Origin of the sequence: Nocardia sp. NPDC051832 (assembly GCF_040681285.1) — a bacterium.
GTDB lineage: Bacteria > Actinomycetota > Actinomycetes > Mycobacteriales > Mycobacteriaceae > Nocardia.
The window spans coordinates 151,893-168,316 of record NZ_JBFAYL010000002.1 but is presented as its reverse complement, the minus strand read 5'-3'; the positions used below and the strand labels follow the sequence as shown (position 1 = coordinate 168,316).

Annotated in this window: 17 protein-coding genes; 12 read left to right on the top strand and 5 right to left on the bottom strand. The window is 68.1% G+C overall.

All coding sequences use genetic code 11. The annotated features are described in order from the left end of the window. Positions 1–14: 14 nt before the first annotated feature. Both AB0M14_RS10475 and AB0M14_RS10470 read right to left on the bottom strand, forming a co-directional pair. Positions 15–662, bottom strand: a complete 648-nt coding sequence (locus AB0M14_RS10475) for a hypothetical protein (RefSeq protein ID WP_364991950.1) — start codon at positions 660–662, stop codon at positions 15–17. 218 nt (positions 663–880) lie between these two features. Next, on the bottom strand, positions 881–1,516 hold the full coding sequence (locus tag AB0M14_RS10470) for a maleylpyruvate isomerase family mycothiol-dependent enzyme (RefSeq protein ID WP_364991947.1): 636 nt from the start codon (positions 1,514–1,516) through the stop codon (positions 881–883). Positions 1,517–1,586: 70 nt separating this feature from the next. Between AB0M14_RS10470 and AB0M14_RS10465 the strand changes: the two genes are divergently transcribed. Further along, positions 1,587–2,525, top strand: a complete 939-nt coding sequence (locus AB0M14_RS10465) for a MerR family transcriptional regulator (protein WP_364991944.1) — start codon at positions 1,587–1,589, stop codon at positions 2,523–2,525. A gap of 6 nt (positions 2,526–2,531) precedes the next feature. On the opposite strand, the gene AB0M14_RS10460 is transcribed toward AB0M14_RS10465, so the two are convergent. Together AB0M14_RS10460 and AB0M14_RS10455 are read right to left on the bottom strand one after the other, a co-directional pair. Beyond that, a complete protein-coding gene (locus tag AB0M14_RS10460) occupies positions 2,532–3,143 on the bottom strand; it encodes a cysteine hydrolase family protein (RefSeq protein ID WP_364991942.1) in 612 nt (203 codons plus the stop codon). A 32-nt stretch (positions 3,144–3,175) separates the two neighbouring features. Continuing rightward, on the bottom strand, positions 3,176–4,153 hold the full coding sequence (locus AB0M14_RS10455; RefSeq protein ID WP_364991939.1) for a helix-turn-helix domain-containing protein: 978 nt from the start codon (positions 4,151–4,153) through the stop codon (positions 3,176–3,178). 144 nt (positions 4,154–4,297) lie between these two features. Here AB0M14_RS10455 and AB0M14_RS10450 point away from each other — a divergent pair, with 144 nt between their 5' ends. The 4 genes from AB0M14_RS10450 (at position 4,298) to AB0M14_RS10435 (ending at position 7,811) form a co-directional block, all read left to right on the top strand. Beyond that, positions 4,298–5,209, top strand: a complete 912-nt coding sequence (locus AB0M14_RS10450; RefSeq protein WP_364991936.1) for an ATP-binding cassette domain-containing protein — start codon at positions 4,298–4,300, stop codon at positions 5,207–5,209. After that, positions 5,206–5,997: an ABC transporter permease gene (locus tag AB0M14_RS10445; RefSeq protein ID WP_364991933.1), complete on the top strand. Its 792-nt coding sequence runs from the start codon at positions 5,206–5,208 to the stop codon at positions 5,995–5,997. Before AB0M14_RS10450 ends, AB0M14_RS10445 begins: the two co-directional genes overlap by 4 nt. Positions 5,998–6,073: 76 nt before the next feature. Continuing rightward, a complete protein-coding gene (locus tag AB0M14_RS10440) occupies positions 6,074–7,027 on the top strand; it encodes an LLM class F420-dependent oxidoreductase (RefSeq protein ID WP_364991931.1) in 954 nt (317 codons plus the stop codon). A 244-nt stretch (positions 7,028–7,271) separates the two neighbouring features. Continuing rightward, the gene (locus AB0M14_RS10435) at positions 7,272–7,811 is read left to right on the top strand and encodes a PadR family transcriptional regulator (RefSeq protein ID WP_364991929.1); all 540 of its coding nucleotides are present in this window, start codon (positions 7,272–7,274) and stop codon (positions 7,809–7,811) included. Positions 7,812–7,860: 49 nt separating this feature from the next. On the opposite strand, the gene fabD is transcribed toward AB0M14_RS10435, so the two are convergent. After that, the gene (gene fabD / locus AB0M14_RS10430; RefSeq protein ID WP_364991926.1) at positions 7,861–8,835 is read right to left on the bottom strand and encodes an ACP S-malonyltransferase; all 975 of its coding nucleotides are present in this window, start codon (positions 8,833–8,835) and stop codon (positions 7,861–7,863) included. A 541-nt stretch (positions 8,836–9,376) separates the two neighbouring features. Between fabD and AB0M14_RS10425 the strand changes: the two genes are divergently transcribed. The 7 genes from AB0M14_RS10425 to AB0M14_RS10395 are packed head-to-tail and all read left to right on the top strand — an operon-like array spanning position 9,377 to position 16,402. Next, the gene (locus AB0M14_RS10425; protein ID WP_364991923.1) at positions 9,377–10,171 is read left to right on the top strand and encodes a 3-oxoacyl-ACP reductase family protein; all 795 of its coding nucleotides are present in this window, start codon (positions 9,377–9,379) and stop codon (positions 10,169–10,171) included. A gap of 31 nt (positions 10,172–10,202) precedes the next feature. Further along, complete coding sequence (locus AB0M14_RS10420) at positions 10,203–10,601, top strand: acyl carrier protein (protein WP_364991921.1); 399 nt, start codon at positions 10,203–10,205, stop codon at positions 10,599–10,601. 12 nt (positions 10,602–10,613) lie between these two features. Beyond that, positions 10,614–11,060, top strand: a complete 447-nt coding sequence (locus AB0M14_RS10415; protein ID WP_364991918.1) for a hypothetical protein — start codon at positions 10,614–10,616, stop codon at positions 11,058–11,060. Further along, positions 11,057–12,313: a beta-ketoacyl-[acyl-carrier-protein] synthase family protein gene (locus AB0M14_RS10410; protein ID WP_364991915.1), complete on the top strand. Its 1,257-nt coding sequence runs from the start codon at positions 11,057–11,059 to the stop codon at positions 12,311–12,313. The genes AB0M14_RS10415 and AB0M14_RS10410 overlap by 4 nt, the downstream gene beginning before the upstream one ends. Beyond that, the gene (locus tag AB0M14_RS10405) at positions 12,310–12,783 is read left to right on the top strand and encodes a hypothetical protein (RefSeq protein WP_364991913.1); all 474 of its coding nucleotides are present in this window, start codon (positions 12,310–12,312) and stop codon (positions 12,781–12,783) included. Before AB0M14_RS10410 ends, AB0M14_RS10405 begins: the two co-directional genes overlap by 4 nt. Beyond that, positions 12,780–14,048 (top strand): beta-ketoacyl synthase N-terminal-like domain-containing protein, encoded by a 1,269-nt coding sequence (locus tag AB0M14_RS10400; RefSeq protein WP_364991909.1) that lies wholly within the window; start codon positions 12,780–12,782, stop codon positions 14,046–14,048. Before AB0M14_RS10405 ends, AB0M14_RS10400 begins: the two co-directional genes overlap by 4 nt. 20 nt (positions 14,049–14,068) lie before the next feature. Further along, positions 14,069–16,402, top strand: a complete 2,334-nt coding sequence (locus tag AB0M14_RS10395) for a beta-ketoacyl-[acyl-carrier-protein] synthase family protein (protein WP_364991906.1) — start codon at positions 14,069–14,071, stop codon at positions 16,400–16,402. The last annotated feature ends 22 nt before the right edge of the window (positions 16,403–16,424 follow it).

The following is a 16,424-nucleotide window of genomic DNA, read 5'->3' as shown; positions in this document are numbered from 1 at the left end:
CGTGAGGTGGCGGATCAGGCCGGCGATCGAGGGGTTTGGCAACTTCCTGCCGGATCACGGCGGGGAGCTTGACCTGCGCCGGCTCTGATGCCCAACTCCGCCACCCGCACCCCGAGCTGGTAGCGGGTGCCGACGTCGAGCCGCGCGATCAGCGCCGCCACCTGTCGCCGATAGGTTCGCAACGACACCGACAGCCGGCGGGCCGCCACCTCGTCCTTCAGTCCCGCGGCCAGGGCCTCGAGGACCGCTAGCGAGAGCGCGTCGAACTCCGCGCACGGTTGCTCCGGGCGCAGCCGCACCGCCGAATCCCAGGTCGTGGTGGTGAATTGGTGCAGAAAGCTGAGCAGTGCCGGGTTCCGGATCACCAGCGCCTCGGGTCGCGCCGCCCGTGCCGGGCTCCACAGCACACCCACCGAACGATCGACGATGAGCGCGTTGGGAAATTCGATGCTCGCGACCTTGGTCCAGGAGTCGATGATCGGCTGCCGTCTTTCCGGCTCCGGCTCCCGGGACCCGGCATAGCCCTTCGAGTAGAGGACTCGAATCCGTTTCCCGGTCTCGACCAGATCCCGCAGCACCAAAGCTTCGCGGTGGTAGTAGTTCTGCATCCGCAGCGGAGCGCCTACCGCCACCACCACCTCGTCGCGCGCTCGCTGCAACATCCGCTGGAGACTCTCGCCCCAGTGCTCGCCCGGATAGATTCGGACTACACCGTCTTCCGCATCCAAGCCGGATGCCCGTGCAGCCAATTCATTTGCCAGGTAGGACATTCGAACCTCCCCTCCGAAGCTGACCGGCCGCAGGCACCATGACCGGTCACCGCATCGAACGATAGAACAACCGGACGGATTGCGGTCGGCTCTGCGGATCTCGCAGCAGCTCAGCCGCGTTCGCCGCGGGAGCCGTCCAGGTCAGCCACGGCTATCCGGCCAGTCACGAGCATCAGGAGCGTTGCGACCGGGGCGGCGATCGTCTCGCCCGCGCCGCCGGACCAGTCGCGGTCGGTGGCGACCAGGCGATAGCCGCGCAGCTTCTTGCGGGCGTGGAATGGTGCGCCCTGAGTCCAGATTCTCTGCAAGGCGACTTGAGCTGACGGCGTTGGCATTTCGTAGGGCATTCCGAGTGGGACCGCGATGTCTTGGCCGTGCACGAGCAGGTCCATCAGGCGATCGGCCGGGGTGGTGCCCAGGGCGGTGGTCCGGGCGGGGATGGTGGCGTGCAGCTCGGCCAGGAGTTCCGGAGTGGGGGTCAGGTCGGCGTGGCGGATGGCGGTGTCGCGGATGGCGCGGTCGAAATTGCCTCGGGCGCGGACCAACTCGCGCAGGATCCAGCCCAGGCCGGCGTCGGCGGAGAGGACCACGTGGGCGACGACGTCGCGGACGCGCCAGCCTTCGCACAGGGACGGGTGATCCCAGGCGGACTCCGGGAGTTGCGCCAGCAGTGCGTGCAGGCTGCGGCGTTCGGCGGCCACCGCGTCCCAGAGGCGGGGGTCGGTCATGGTGTGGTGCTCGGTCATCGGCGGTGGTCCTTCCTTGTACGGTCGGCAGTACGGTAGGAACTCCAGCCGGGTGGAGGTTCAAGGGAACGTGATCGAGGACACAGCCGTCGGGCGGATCGGGATCGGAGACCTGTCGCGGCGGACCGGAGTATCGGTCCGGACCATCCGCTTCTATTGCGACGAGGGAATTCTGGCGTGCGACCGCACCAGCGGCGGCCATCGCACCTTCGACCACGCCGCCGTCGAGAAGCTCACTCTGCTGCGCCGGCTCCGCGGTGTCGGTATCGGATTACCCACGGTGGCAGAGGTTCTCAGCGGCAGCCTCCCCGTGGCCGAAGCGATCGCCGCCGAGCGCGCCGCCCTCGACAGCGAACTCGCCGCGTTGGCTTGGCGCCGATCCGCCCTGCGCGCGCTCGAGCACAGCTCTCCTGCCCAGGCGCACACTCGCCTCGAACTCCTTGCCGCCGTGCAGAATCGAAGCGCGGCCGAGAATCGCCTCCTGGACTTCTGGCGCCGCCTCCTCACCCCGCTCCCGGCGCCGATGTTCGACGGGTTCGCCGTAATGAACATCCCGGCCCTCCCCGCCGACCCCACCCCCGATCAGCTCCTCACCTTCGCCGAACTGATCGCACACCTTTCCGATTCCCAAGCCAAAGCCACTATGTCCCACAGCATCTGGTGCGCCAAACCCGCCGACATCAAGAACCGTCGCAGCTTCCTGATCGGCCTCGCGGAAGCCGGCGAGCAGGTCGCTCCGCTGCTCACCATCGGCACCCCACCGCGACCGGGCCCCGAGCTCGACTACTTCGTCGCCACCCACGCCACCGCCAGAGACCTGAAGGACACCCCCGCCTTCCGCAGCACCCTGCTGACCGCCGCCACCGAAACCAACCCCTGGCTACGCCGCTACTGGTCCCTGACCGGCGAACTCATCACCCCACCCAGCAGTGGCGCCGCCCAACTCTGGCTACACCAAGCCCTGGCCCGGTCCGTTCGGCCTCAGCGCCGCATCGGAGTGGTCGGCTGAACTTGCTCAGCTGGTCAAGTCGTCGACGGTGGGTGCGACGAGGCCGAACAGGTCGGAGATGGTGGTGAGGGCGGCGGATTGCAGGGCGGCGGCGGAGAGGGCGGGGCCGTCCTGGCCCGGGAGCGGGCGGGTGGCGGTGGCTTCGGCGACGACAGTGGGGCGGTAGCCGAGGTTGAAAGCGCCTTGGGCGGTGAAGGTTACGCACATGTGGGTCATGAAACCGGCGAGGATGAGGTCGGGGCCGGCGCCGAGGTCTTTCAGCGTCTGTTCCAGTTCGGTGCCGAAGAAGGCGTTGGGGACCTGCTTGACGACGACCGTTTCGGTGGGCAAAGGGGCCACCTCGGCGCTGATCGAGCCGATTTCGGCGCGGATGTCGTAGGGGGTGCCCGCGCCGCCGTCGTTGATGATGTGGATGATCGGGCGGCCCAGGGCCCGGGCGGCGGACAGCAGGCGTGCGCCCGCGTCGAGAGCTTCTTCGGCACCGGTGAGGGCCATGACGCCGGTGCGGTAGGTGTTCTGGAAATCGATCATGATGACTGCGGCGTCGGCCAGGCGGGGTAGCTGGTTGTCCAGGCCGATCACGTCGCGCAGCGTGACAGAAGGCGAAAAAGTAGACACAACAATGCCTTTCGATGGGGTGGGATAGGAAATCAGGCGATGGTGCGGAAGCGGCGGCGGTAGGCGCCGGGACTGGTGCCGAGCAGTTTGCGGAAGGCGCGGTGCAGGGTCTCCACCGAGCCGAGGCCGACGGCCGCGCCGATCGCGGCCAGCGGGTCGTCGGTGGTCTCGAGCAGGCGGCGGGCGGCTTCGACGCGCGCCGCCTCGACGTAGGCGGCGACGCCGGTGCCGGTCTCCTGCCGGAAGACCCGCGCGAAATGCCGTTCGCTCAAAGACATTCGAGCGGCGAGCGCGGCCACGGACAGATCGTCGCCGAGGTGTTCGGTGATGTACAGTTGCAAGTCGTCGATGTCGCGGCGCGCGGCCGCCGGACGACTCAGCGGCACGCTGAACTGGCTCTGCCCGCCTTGCCGTTTCAGGTAGACGACCAGCTGCCGGGCCACCGCGAGCGCCAGCTCCTCGCCGTGATCCTCGGTGACCAGCGCCAACGCGAGATCCAGGCAGGCACTGATCCCGGCGCCGGTCCACACCCGCCCGGAGCGGACGAAGATCGGGTCGGGGTCGACGGTGATCCGCGGATACTCGGCCGCCAGTTGATCGGCGGTGGACCAGTGCGTGGTCGCCACCTTGCCGTCGAGCAGACCGGCGGCCGCCAGCAGATGCGCGCCGACGCAGACCGAGGCGATGCGACCTACCCGCGGCGCGATCCGCTCGACCCAGGCGACCACATCCTGGTCGATCAACGCCACCGGTCCGGCCGGGGCGGACGCCACCGCGCCGGGCACGATCAGCGTATCGATACCGCCGTCGACCTCGTCGAACGCCACATCGGTCAGCAGCCGTACCCCGGCCGAGGTAGTCACCGCGCCGCCCGCCGGACTGGCGAGCCGCACCTCGTAGCGCACCCCGCCCTCCCGGTTCGCCAACGCGAAGACCTCGGCCGGCCCGGTGACGTCGAGCAGGTCGACATCCGGGAAGACCGCGATCAGAACGCGATGGATCAGTGGCATGCACCCATCATCGGCGCTCGATGATCATGGCCGCAATGACGTATACCTGTCAGATTCTGCCACCAGAGTCACTCTCGAGAGTGACTGCCGAAGTTCGCTCGGAGGAGGGATGTGCCTCGCTGCCTGCGTCCATAGGCTCGAAGCATGATCGAAGCACGTAGCTTGACCAAGCACTATGGCAAGACTCGGGCCATCCAAGACCTCACCTTCACCGTCGAGCCCGGCCGCGTCACCGGGTTCCTCGGACCGAACGGCTCGGGCAAGTCGACCACGATGCGGTTGATCCTGGGCCTGGATACTCCGACCTCCGGAAACGTCTCGGTCGTCGGCCGCAAATACAGTGACCTCATCCATCCACTGCACACCGTCGGCGCGCTGCTCGATGCCGGCGACGTGCTGGGATCGCGGTCCGCCGCACAGCACCTGGCTTTCCTCGCGGCGAGCAACGGCATTCCGCGCCGGCGCGTCGACGAGGTGCTCGATCGGGTCGGTCTCGCCGACGTGGCGGGCAAGCGCGTGAAGGGCTTCTCCCTCGGGATGCGGCAGCGGCTCGGCATCGCCGCGGCGCTGCTCGGCGATCCGTCGGTCCTGATCCTCGACGAACCGGTCAACGGTTTGGACACCGAGGGCATTCGCTGGATCCGGCAGACCCTGCGCGCGATGGCCGACGAGGGCCGCACCGTGCTGCTGTCCAGCCACATGATGAGCGAGACCGAACTGGTCGCCGACCATCTGCTGGTCATGAGCAAGGGCCTGCTCATCGCCGACGAGCCGACCACGTCCTTCGTCGAACGCGTCGCCGAACCTACGGTCCGGGTGCGCAGCGAGGGCCTGGCCGAGCTGGCCGAAGCCCTGGGCGATCGCATGTCGATCCGCGGTGACATCGGCACCGTGCGCGGGACCCGCGCGCGCGAGATCGGGCAGATCGCCGCCGTGCGCGGCATCGTGCTCGACGAGCTGACCCCGATGCAGGCCTCGGTCGAGGACGTCTACACCCAATTGGTCACTGGCCAGCACACTTTCGAACCTCATGAAGTAATGCAGGAGTCCGCATGACCAGCACCACCGCCCCCGCCGTCACTCCCGTCCGCCCCTGGTCTCCGCTGCGCTTTCAAGTGCAGTCCGAGCTGGTCAAAGCGCGGTCCGCACGATCGCTGTGGTTCCTGCCGGTCCTCGCGGTGATCATCGGCCCGGCCAGCGCACTGCTGGTCGGTATCTCCGACAGCCTCGAATCCAATGACACGGTGCTCGGCGGATCGCTGACCGCACTCACCTTGCCCGTGGCGGTGATCGGAGCCTGGGGTGCGCTCATGATCACCACCGAGTACTCCTCCGGCACCATCCGGCCGGTGCTCGCGGCGACACCACAGCGCGACACCGTGTTCGTGGCCAAGTTGATCACCACCGCGGCCGTTTCCACCGTCGTCGGATTGCTGTCGACGACCTTAGCCTACCTGGTCGGCATCGCTACCATCGATGCCTCGAAATATGCCGCGGGCCAGCCGTTTCCCGCTCTGCTCGGCATCTATGTGGTGTTCCCCGCCGTCGCGCTGTTCGGCCTGGCCATCGGCCTGATGCTGCGCAGCTCGGCCGGCGCGGTGGCCGCGGTGAGCGCACACGTGGTGCTCCCGGAAGCTGCCTCAGCCACCGCTTTTGGCGAATTGCACAAATTGATGACGCTGGTGGCGCCGACCGCCGTGGTCGGCAAGCTGTCCCAAAGCGCCGACGCCGCCGACCATCTGATCGGCTCGCTGGGCGGCTGGCCACGATTGGGCCTGGTCATCCTGGTCACTCTCGGTGTCCTGTTCGGCGGACGCCGCGCCCTGATCCGCAAAGACGTGTGAGAAATCCGCACCTCACCCCCGGAGTAAGCAGATGACGAATACAGCTGGGCGAGCGGTTGTTCGCCTCGGATACCAGATGCCCGACTTCAATTTCGGCGGGCCGGTCGACAAACTCTTCCCCACGGTTATCGCGCAGGCCCAGGAGGCCGAGCGCGCCGGATTCGACACCGTGTTCCTGACCGACCACTTCTACCAGCGCTTCGGCCCGCCGCACGGGCCGACGCTCGAGGCCTACACCGCGCTGGCCGGCCTCGCGACGACGACCGATCGAATTCAGCTGTCCACCTTGGTGACCGGCAACACCTACCGCAACCCGGCGTTGCTGGCCAAGATCGTGACCACGCTGGACGTGGTCAGCCAGGGCCGGGCCATGCTCGGCATCGGCGCCGGCTGGTTCGAGCTCGAACACAAGTCCTTCGGCTACGAGTTCGGGTCGTTCACCGAGCGTTTCGAGAAACTCGACGAGGCCTTGCAGATCATCCGATCGATGCTGCGCGGGGCCCGGCCCACCTTCGAGGGCAAGTGGTATCAAGTCGCCAACGCGATCAACGAACCGCGCATCCGCGACGACCTGCCCATCATGCTCGGCGGTGCGGGCGAGAAGAAGACATTCGCCCTGGCCGCGCGCTATGCCGACCATCTCAGCATCGGCTGCGACGCCGTCGAGCTGCCCGGCAAGCTGGAAGCGTTGCAGCGCCGCTGCGACGAGATCGGGCGCGATCGCTCGACTCTCGATGTCAGTTATCTCGCGTTCGTCGCGATGGACGAGTCCTCCGAACGCGCGCACCGCGCGGTCGACGAGATGTTCGCGCGCCGGGTCGGCGATCCGGACAAGGTCGATCGGGTCCGCGCGGGCATGGCCGGCCGGTTGTTCATCGGCAGTCCGGACGAGGTCGCCGACCAGATCCAGCAGCAGGTGCTCGATCTCGGCGTCGACGGTCTGATCATCAACATGGTAGCCAACGGACATCAGCCCGGCGTGGTCGAACTCGCCGGAAAAACGTTGGGCCCCTTGGTCACAACGGTGTGAGACCACGAATGTCCCGGCGCCGCTCGGGCGCCGGGACATTCGATCCGAAAAGTATTGCGGCGCATAGCGCGCGACGCCCACACCGGTTGACTCGCCAACAGTCCGAAATGTATAGTCCGGCCCACAGGTTGAGTCCCAGACAGTGGAACTGTGTGAATTACGAAATGCGCGAATCCACAAACAACCGAGAAAGGGTCCGTCGCTTCTATTCGCGGCTGCCCTCGACACGAGAGGAGTGAGCCGCTTGTCCGACTTCAAACTAAGCCCGACGTCATATTTGGTACTGAGCCTGGTGGCACGCACCGGCCCTTGTACGCCATTCGACATCAAAAAGCATGTGGACCGTTCTATCGGATTCTTCTGGTCCTTTCCACATTCTCAAATATACGCTGAACCCGAGCGCCTTGCCGAGAAGCAGTTGCTCTCCGGATATCAGGAGCCGACAGGCCGCCGCCGGCGAATTTATAGTATCACCGATCTCGGGCGGGCACGACTCGAAGAATGGCTCTCGCACAGCGCGGACGCACCCACCCACGAACTGCGGGACAGCGGCTTGCTGAAACTCTATTTCGGTAGCCTGTCCGCGCCGGCGGACATCGCCAAAGTAGCCGAAGCCGAGAAGTCCGCGCACCAGCAACGGCTCGACCGCTACCGCACCGCACACACCTCACTGTCGGGAACGCCAGAAAGTGATGCTAACGAACTACTGGTCCTGGAATTCGGCATCCGCTACGAATCCCTCGCCGTGGAATTCTGGGACACGGTCGCCGAACGCCCGATTTAGCCCGCGGCAGCGCGGCGCCACCGCGGGGATCCTCCTCGGCTCGGGTTCCTCAGGATGCGCGCAATCCAGCGTCCACACCGAAGCCGGCCGCGCCGACAATGGTTTCGATACGCCGGGCCTCCCCCGCGGAATAGCAGGCGACCTCGGGATATGCCCGTTTACAAAGACCGCTCAGTACGCGACCCGGCCCGACCTCCACGAAAGTGTCGATGCCGTATCCGAGCACGGTCGTCAGGGTGTCGCTCCACCGCACCGATCCCGCGAGCTGAGTACGCAACGCGTCTCGCGCCTGCTCCCCCGTCCGCACCGGCCGGGCGGTGACGTTCGCGATGATCGGCAGCACCGGATCGGCGAAACGCACCCGGGCCAGATCGGCGGCGAACTCGGCTTCCACCGCCGCCATCATCGAGCTATGGAACGGCGCACCGACCTTGATGCGCTTGACCTTCACCTCCGCGCGACCGAGCGCCAGCACCCGGGCGCTGAACGCGGCCACACCGTCCACACTGCCGGAAACCACAGTCTGATCAGCGCTGTTGTAGTTCGCGACCTCGACGACCGCGGCGGTCTCGGCGCGCACGTCGGCGCAGATCCGCTCGACTTCGGCGGCGGGCAACCCGAGCGCCGCGGCCATCGCGCCGGGCGTCGACTCGTTCACCCCGGCCATCAGCATCCCGCGCCGCCGCACCAGCGCGAGCGCGTCCGTCCACTCCAGCACTCCGGCGGCAACCAGCGCGGTGTACTCGCCGAGGCTGTGCCCGGCGACCACCGCGGGCGGCGGCAATATCTCGGCCAGCACCCGGTACGCGGCATAACTGGCGACGAAGATCGCCGGCTGCGTGATGTCGGTCCGCTCCAGCCGTTCCTCGGGCCCCTCCCAGCACAGCCGGGACAGTTCGAAACCGAGAATCTCATCGGCGGTATCGAATACCGGAGCTATCAGATCCGGATAGGCGGCGCGCAAGTCGCGGCCCATCCCGACCCGCTGAGAACCTTGACCGGGAAACAAGTACGAGGTTTGCATTTCGAAACTCCATCGAGAAAGACGGGCATACCAAAGAACCCGAAAGAATCCAGGCCACGACTGACCGCTTCGTACGTCGCGGCATCGGGGCCACCCCCGGTTGCGATTATGCGCGCAGGCGGACGGAATTTACGCGCAAGAGTGGCCTGTATCACCCTCATACCCAAATAGTCACCCGCCCAGTTTGCTTTTTTGGGTTACCGCGAACTTGGAGCTTGATACGAAATCGTGAACATCAGGTGTCGCAATCCCGCGACACACACCCGGAAAATGGTATCCGGCAAACTCTGGGGACGGGTCCGGCCGTTAACCGCGACAATGCCGATGGCCTGGGAACATCTCGAATTTAACCGTGTGTAATCGGTTCCAATTCACGCTTCCGGCGACTTTTCGAGCGCCGAGAGGGCTGTGACGAGCGTCACGGTTTGGTCAGTTGCACAGTGTTAGTTCGAGCTGGATCATCGGTTTCGGAAAGTGTGGATCCGATCGTTCGATCCGAACGGTGCCGCACTTCCGAGAGCAGTGCTCCGGGGAGGGCTGTATGTCATCAATTCACACCGGCCGCGCCGCATTGGTAACAGGCGGATCGGGCGGAATCGGACGAGCAATATGCCGTCGCCTCGCCGCCGAAGGCGCATTCGTAGCAGTGAACTACTTTCGCGGTGACCAGGCCGCCAAAGAAGTCGTCGCGGAAATCGAGAACGACGGCGGCCGTGCCATCGCAGTCCAGGGTGACGTGTCACAGCTGGCCGAGGCCGAGGCGGTCGTGCAGGAGACCCTGGCCCAGGCCGGCCGGCTCGACATCCTGGTCAACAACTGCGGTATCACCCGCAACCGGCTGATCATGCAGATGGACGAGGCCGACTGGCTCGACGTGATGCGAGTCAATTTCGGCGGCGTCTTCAACTGCACCCGAGCGGCTTCCGCCGCGCTCACCCAGCAGGACGGGGCAGCCATCGTCAACGTCTCCTCCGTCATGGGCCAGCGGGCCTGGCTCGGCGCCTCCGGCTACGCCGCGTCCAAAGCCGCGATCAACTCCTTCACCAAGGCTTCGGCACTCGAGTTCGCCAGGTTCGGCATCCGGGTCAACGCCGTGCTGCCCGGTTTCGTGGAGACCGAGATGATCGCCGACGTGCTCAGCGGCGGCAACGGCGACGGCATCATCGGGCAGGTCCCGGTACCCGGCGCCACCTCCGTCGAGGAGGTCGCCGAGGTGGTGTCCTTCCTGGCCGCGGCGCACACCAGGCACCTCAGCGGCGCGCTCATCCCGATCGACGGAATGGGCGGCGGCACTTTGCTTCTGGGCAAACCACTGAAGAAAACCACCCGTCGCTGACGGGCTCTCACCACAGATAGAGGGAACAACCATGTCCGAAACCAGTGTCATCGATGCCGTCCGTGAGATCGTGGCCGAGGCGGTCGCCCTCGACATCGACGAAGTCGAGGCCGACGCAACGCTTTTCGGGGAGGTCGGCGCGGAGTCGATCGACCTGCTCGACATCCTCTTCCGGATCGAGCGCCGGCTCGGCGTCAAGATCACGACCAACGAGCTGAGCGAGCGGATTCAGGGCGGCATTCCGGACGAGCAGTTCGGCACCGACGACGGCCTCGTCTCCGATGTCGGCCTGGCGCAGCTGGAAAAGGTGATGCCGCAGATCGATACGGCGGAGCTCAGCGGCAAGCTGCCCGCCGAGGACGTGATGAACCTCTTCACGGTGCGCAACCTGGCGGACCTGGTCTCCCCGCACGTCGGCGCGGCGAGCTGACGCGGTGCGGCCATGAGATTCCATCTGGTCGATCGCATCGACACCCTGGAACCGTGGACCCGCATCGAGGCGGTCAAGCGCACCAGTTCTAGTGAAACCTATTGGGCCACCGATGATTCCGGCCGCTACATGCCGCTGCCGATCCAGCTCGAGGTGCTCGCGCAGAGCGCGGCCTGGCTGGTCTATCTGAGTACCGAACGCAAGCACCGCGCGGTGCTGCTGTCGGTGGGCGCGGTCCTGGCCCAGTCGAAGGTGGGTCCCGGCGACGACGTCGTCGCGGCGGCCGACATCCAGTCGGCCGGGGACACCATCGTGGTCTCGGGCCGGCTGTCGGTCGGCGACCGGACCGTCCTCGAAGTCGAGGACCTGATGTGCGCACTGATCGACGCCGACGTGCTCGAGGATGCCGAGTCGGTGCGCGGTCGCGAAGAAATCCTGCGAAGTGGGGACCGCTCATGAACAACAAGGTCGTCATCACCGGCATCGGCGCGGTGACTCCGGTCGGCAATACCGCGCCGGAAACCTGGTCCGCGCTGGCCGCGGGCCGCAGCGGGGTCGGGCGGATCGCCACCTTCGATCCCGGCTCGTTCTCGGTGCAGATCGCCGGGATGGTGCGCGATTTCGCACCCGCGCCCGAGCTGCTGCACACCCAGCGCTGGGAATTGCTCACTCGCGCAGGCGCTTTCGGTGTGGTCGCGGCCGCAGAGGCGGTCGCGGACGCGGGTGACCTGGCCGGGCATCACGCCCCGGAACTCCGGGGCGTCTTCGTGGGCGGCCATGTCGGCCGGCCCGAAGCCGCCGAGCTGGCCGAGATCGGGCTGACCCGCCGGCGCAGCGACGGGGCCGAGATCTATCGGCGCGACCCGGACAGCACCCTGCGCTGCGATCAGGGCGTCGATCTCGCCGCCATCGCCGAGGTGGGTGGTTGCCGGGGGCCCATCAGCGGGATCAGCACGGCGTGCGCCTCGGCCACGCACGCGATCGGGGAGGCGTTCCGGCGCATCCAGGCCGGGGAGATCACCATGGCGATCGCGGGTGGTCAGGACGCGCTGACGACATGGCTCGACGTCTCCGGTTTCTCCTTGCTGGGCGCGCTGACCACCGGATACAACGACGATCCCACCCGGGCCTCCAAACCGTTCGACGCGAACCGGGACGGGTTCGTGCTCGGCGAGGGCTCGGTGCTGATGGTGCTCGAAGACGAGCAGATCGCCCGGGCGCGCGGGGCGCGCATCCTCGGGCGGGTCGGCGGTTACGCGGCGACGATGAACGCCTACCGGATCACCGACTCCCCGCCGGACGGCGGCGGTTCCATCACCGCGATGGCCAACGCGATCGCCGACGCCGGGGTCGACCCGGACGCCGTCGACTGCGTCTACGCACACGGCACCAGCACTCCGGGCAACGACACCTCCGAGACCGCGGCGATCAAGCAGGTCTTCGGCGCACACGCCCACGAGCTGCTGGTCACCTCGCCCAAATCGATGACCGGGCATCTCACGGCGGGCGCCGGTGCGCTCAATGTGCTTGCGGCACTGCGTGGTTTCGCCGAGGGGCTGGTGACGCCGACGATCAACTACACCGAACCCGATCCCAAACTCGATCTGGACTACGTCCCGAATCAGGCTCGCGCCAAGGATGTTTCGGTCGCGGTGGTCAACTCGTTCGCCTTCGGCGGCACCAATGCCTCGCTGCTGCTGGAGGCGTCATGACCATCGACAGCATCCTGTCCGCCCCGCGCTGGGACGGCGAGCTGCGGGTCCCGCCGGACGAACTCGCGCTGGCGGGCGGGCTCTGCCTGGACCGGATCGTCGAGCTGCATGTCGGCGCCCGGGCGGTCGCGCTGGCGAACGTGCCGAACACGCTGACGGTGTTCGACACCCACTTCCAGCGCTTCCCGGTGCTGCCGGGAGTACTGCTGCTGCACGGGATCTCGAATCTGGCCGACACCCTGCTCGCCGCGACGGTGGGCGGCCAGTGGCAGCTGACGGTGGTGCGCCGGGTGCAGTTCCGGCACTACGTGCGCCCGGGCGACCAGCTCCGGCTGGCGGTGGACATCCGCGAACACGACCGCGCGCACGCGGTGCTGTCCGGCCGGATCACCATCGGCGACACCGTGGTCGTGCTCGCCCGGGAGCTGGCCATGATCAACAATTCGGCCCCACCTAAGGAAGTCCCATGAATCGCGTTGTGATCAGCGGCATCGGTGTGGTGTCGCCCCTGGGAATCGGCTTCACCCAGACCTGGAAGGCGCTGCTCGCCGGGCACAGTGCGGTCCGCCGCGTGCAGCACTACGACCCGTCCTCGCTGCGCACGCAGCTCGGCGCCGAGATCACCGACTTCGACGCCAAACCCTATGTGCGCAACCGGAAGTCGCTGCGGCTGATGACCCGCGCGAATCAGCTGGCGCATACCGCGGTCCGGCTCGCGGCCGACGAGGCGCGGATCGATCCGGCGACGCCCGGCAACGACACCGTCGGGGTGTACCTGGCCAGCGAGAACCAGATCGCCGATCCCCGTCATGTGCTGGACGCGACGGTCGAGGCCCGCGACGACGACGGATCGATCGACATGGAACGGCTCGGCAAAGCCGCGGCGAACATGTACCCGCTGTTCTTCGTCGAGGGGCTGCCGTCGGCCGAAATGTTCTTCCTCTCGGACGAATTCGGGTTCGCCGGCCCGAGCGCCTTCCAGTCCGGGGCGGGTGACGCGGGAATCAGCGCGATCGGCAACGCGTATCGCGCCATCGCGCGTGGCGACACCGCGGTCGCGGTGGCGGGCGCGTTCGACGACGCCGTCTCCTGGTGGTGCGCCTCGAAGCTGGACCGGCTCGGATTGCTCACCGCGGCAACCGGTCCCGGTGCGGTCCGGCCCTACGACCAGGCCGCCTCCGGCACCGTCCTGGGCGAAGGGTCCTGCATCCTGGTGCTGGAGAACTACGACGCCGCGCTGCGGCGCGGCATTCAGCCGTACGCGGAGATCGTCGGCTTCGGCGGCGGCTGGGAACCGGTCGCGCCGGGCCAGATCTGGGGCGACGGGTCCGGCTTGGCCAACTCCGTCCGCTCCGCGCTACGCGAGGCGTCGATCGACGGAACCGCCGTCGGATATGTGGCGGCGGACGGCGCTGCCGTGCCGCGGGCGGATGCCGCCGAGGCGCGCGGGCTTCGAGCGGCGCTCGGCGTGGGCGCGGATTCGGTGCTGGCAAGCAGCGTGCAACCCGCGGTCGGCCAGTTGCTCTCCACCGCGGGCGCATTGAATGTGGCGCTGGCGGCGGCGGCACTGCGCGAGGGCGCGGTCGCACCGACCCTCAACCTCGAGCACGCCGCGGCGGACTGTGACCTGGACTGGGTGCCCGGCACCGCGCGCGATCTGAAATCCGACTACAGCCTCGCGATCGGCCGGGGCCTGTCCGGCCAGTCCGCGGCGCTGGCCCTCAAGCGCATCTGAAATCCGAACAGGAGTCCGTCGTGAAGGAACGAGAAGAATTCGACACCACACCGATGCAGACCGTGGTCGTGGTCGCCGTCGGCGCCGTCACCTCCCAGGGTGACACCGCGAAGGCGCTGTGGGACGGGGTCAGCACCGGCCACGTCGCGATCCGCCCGGTCGAGCACCTGCCGATGGCCGAGTACCGGACCCGGATCGGCGGCGAGGTGCGCTCCCCCGTGCCGCCCTCGCCGGTCGCGGCCGCGGTCGGCGGATTCCGCGATCGCGCTTTCGATTTCGCCTTCGCCGCCGCGCAGGAGGCGATGGACGCGGCGAACACGCTCGTCTCCGGGGTCGCCCCGGAGCGCCGGGCAGTGGTCCTGGGCACCTGCAACGCCGGACTGCTCAGCACCATGGAGTGGTTCGGCGACGGGACCGGCAACGGCGCCGCCGAGCTGGCGATGTACGGCCCGCCGCAGGCGATCGCCGAGTCGCTGGCTGCCGAATTCCAGTGCAAGGGACCGACCTTGACGGTGAATACGGCGTGCGCGGCGGGTGCCAACGCGATCGGCTACGCCGCCGACCTGATCGCCTTCGGCCGCGCCGACATCGTGCTGGCGGGCGGCACCGACGCCCTCTCCGACGTGGCCTACGCCGGCTTCAATTCGCTGGGCTCGCTGTCCCCGACCCCCGCCGCGCCCTATCAGGACAAGCGGACCGGGCTCTCGCTCGGCGAGGGCAGCGGCATGCTCGTGCTGGCCCGCGCCGACCTGGTGGCGGCCGCCGATATCGAACCGCTCTGCGAGGTCAAGGGATACGGGCTCTCGGCGGACGGTTACCACCCGACCGCGCCCCGCCCCGACGGCACCGGCGCGGCGCGCGCGATGCGCGCGGCGATGGAGTGGTCGGGCCTGGACGACGCCGAGATCGGCTACATCAACAGCCACGGCACCGGCACGCCGCGCAACGACAGCGCCGAGGCCAAAGCGACCCGCCTGGCCCTGCGCGAAGCGGCCGACGCGGTCCCGGTGAGCAGCTCCAAGTCGATGATCGGGCATCTGCTCGGCGCGGCCGGGGCGGTGGAAGCCATCATCACGGTCGGCGCACTGCGCAACGGCGTCCTCCCGCCGACCGCGAATCTGCTGGTCCCCGATCCCGAATGCCGGCTCGACCATGTCGCCGTCGAGCCCCGCGTGGCGCGCCCGCGCAACGCGATCTCGAACAACTTCGCCTTCGCCGGCGCGAACGCCAGTGTCGCCTTCGCCGACCGCCCGACCGGTGTCGTCCGGCCGGCGGCGCAGACGACTCGGGTAGTGCTGACCGGTGCGGGCGCCGTCGGATCCGCCGGTGTCGGCATCGAGGCGGCACTGCGGGCACTGGCCGAGGGCCGGGATTGTGGCCGGATCGAGGACGGCATGCGGCTGGGGCGGATCGAGGTCGATCCCGCCGAGCACCTGACCCGGCGCGAGGCCCGCCGGATGGACCGGCTGGGTCTGCTGTCGACCTTCGCCGCGAGCCAGGCCGTGCAGGCCGCCGGCGCCGACCTGATCGCCGACGATCCGAACCTGGTCGGCGTGGTCTTCGGCACCGGGCTCGGACCCATGCAAGCGATGGAGCAGTTCGTCCGGCCGCTGCGCGAAGAGGGCGCGGCCGCGGCTAATCCCGCGGTCTTCCCCAACACCGTGTACAACGCGGCGGCGGGCAGCGTCGCCACCCTGCTCGGCGCGCTCGGACCGACCTCGACCGTCACCGCCGGCCACGCCGCCGGGGCGAACGCGCTCTGCTACGGCTACGACCTGGTGTCGGTCGGCCGCGCCACCGCGATCCTGGCCACCGCGGCGGACACGCTCACCGACCTGGTCGCGCTGGGCTACCGCCGGCTCGGCGTCCCGATGGGACCGCGGGACGCGTTCACGCTCGCCGAGGGCGCGGCAGCCGTTGTGCTGGAAAGCGCCGAGAACGCGCGCCGCCGGGGCGCCACCGTGTACGCCGAGGTGCTCGGCCATGCCTCGGCCGCCGACGCGCTCGGGGTCGGCCGGACCGATCCGAAGGGCGCGGGCAGCGAGCGCGCCATGCGGGCGGCGATCGAAAGCGCCGGACTCGCGATCTCCGACATCGCGCAGGTGTGGACGAACGAAGTCGGCTGGCCGGCGATCGACGCGCCGGAACAGCTGGCGCTGGAACGGATCTTCGGCGACACCGGGCCGGTTCGCGTTTCGGCGAAGCGGTCCCTCGGCGAGCAGATCGGCGTCGGCGGCCTGCTGTCGGCGGCGCTGGCCGCCTGCCAACCCGATCGGCCCCGCGACGGTGCGGTGCTGGTGAACAGCTCTTCGCTCGGCGGCACCCATTTCAGCATCGTGCTGGCGCCGAACTGATCGACATCTACGAGAGACCGAG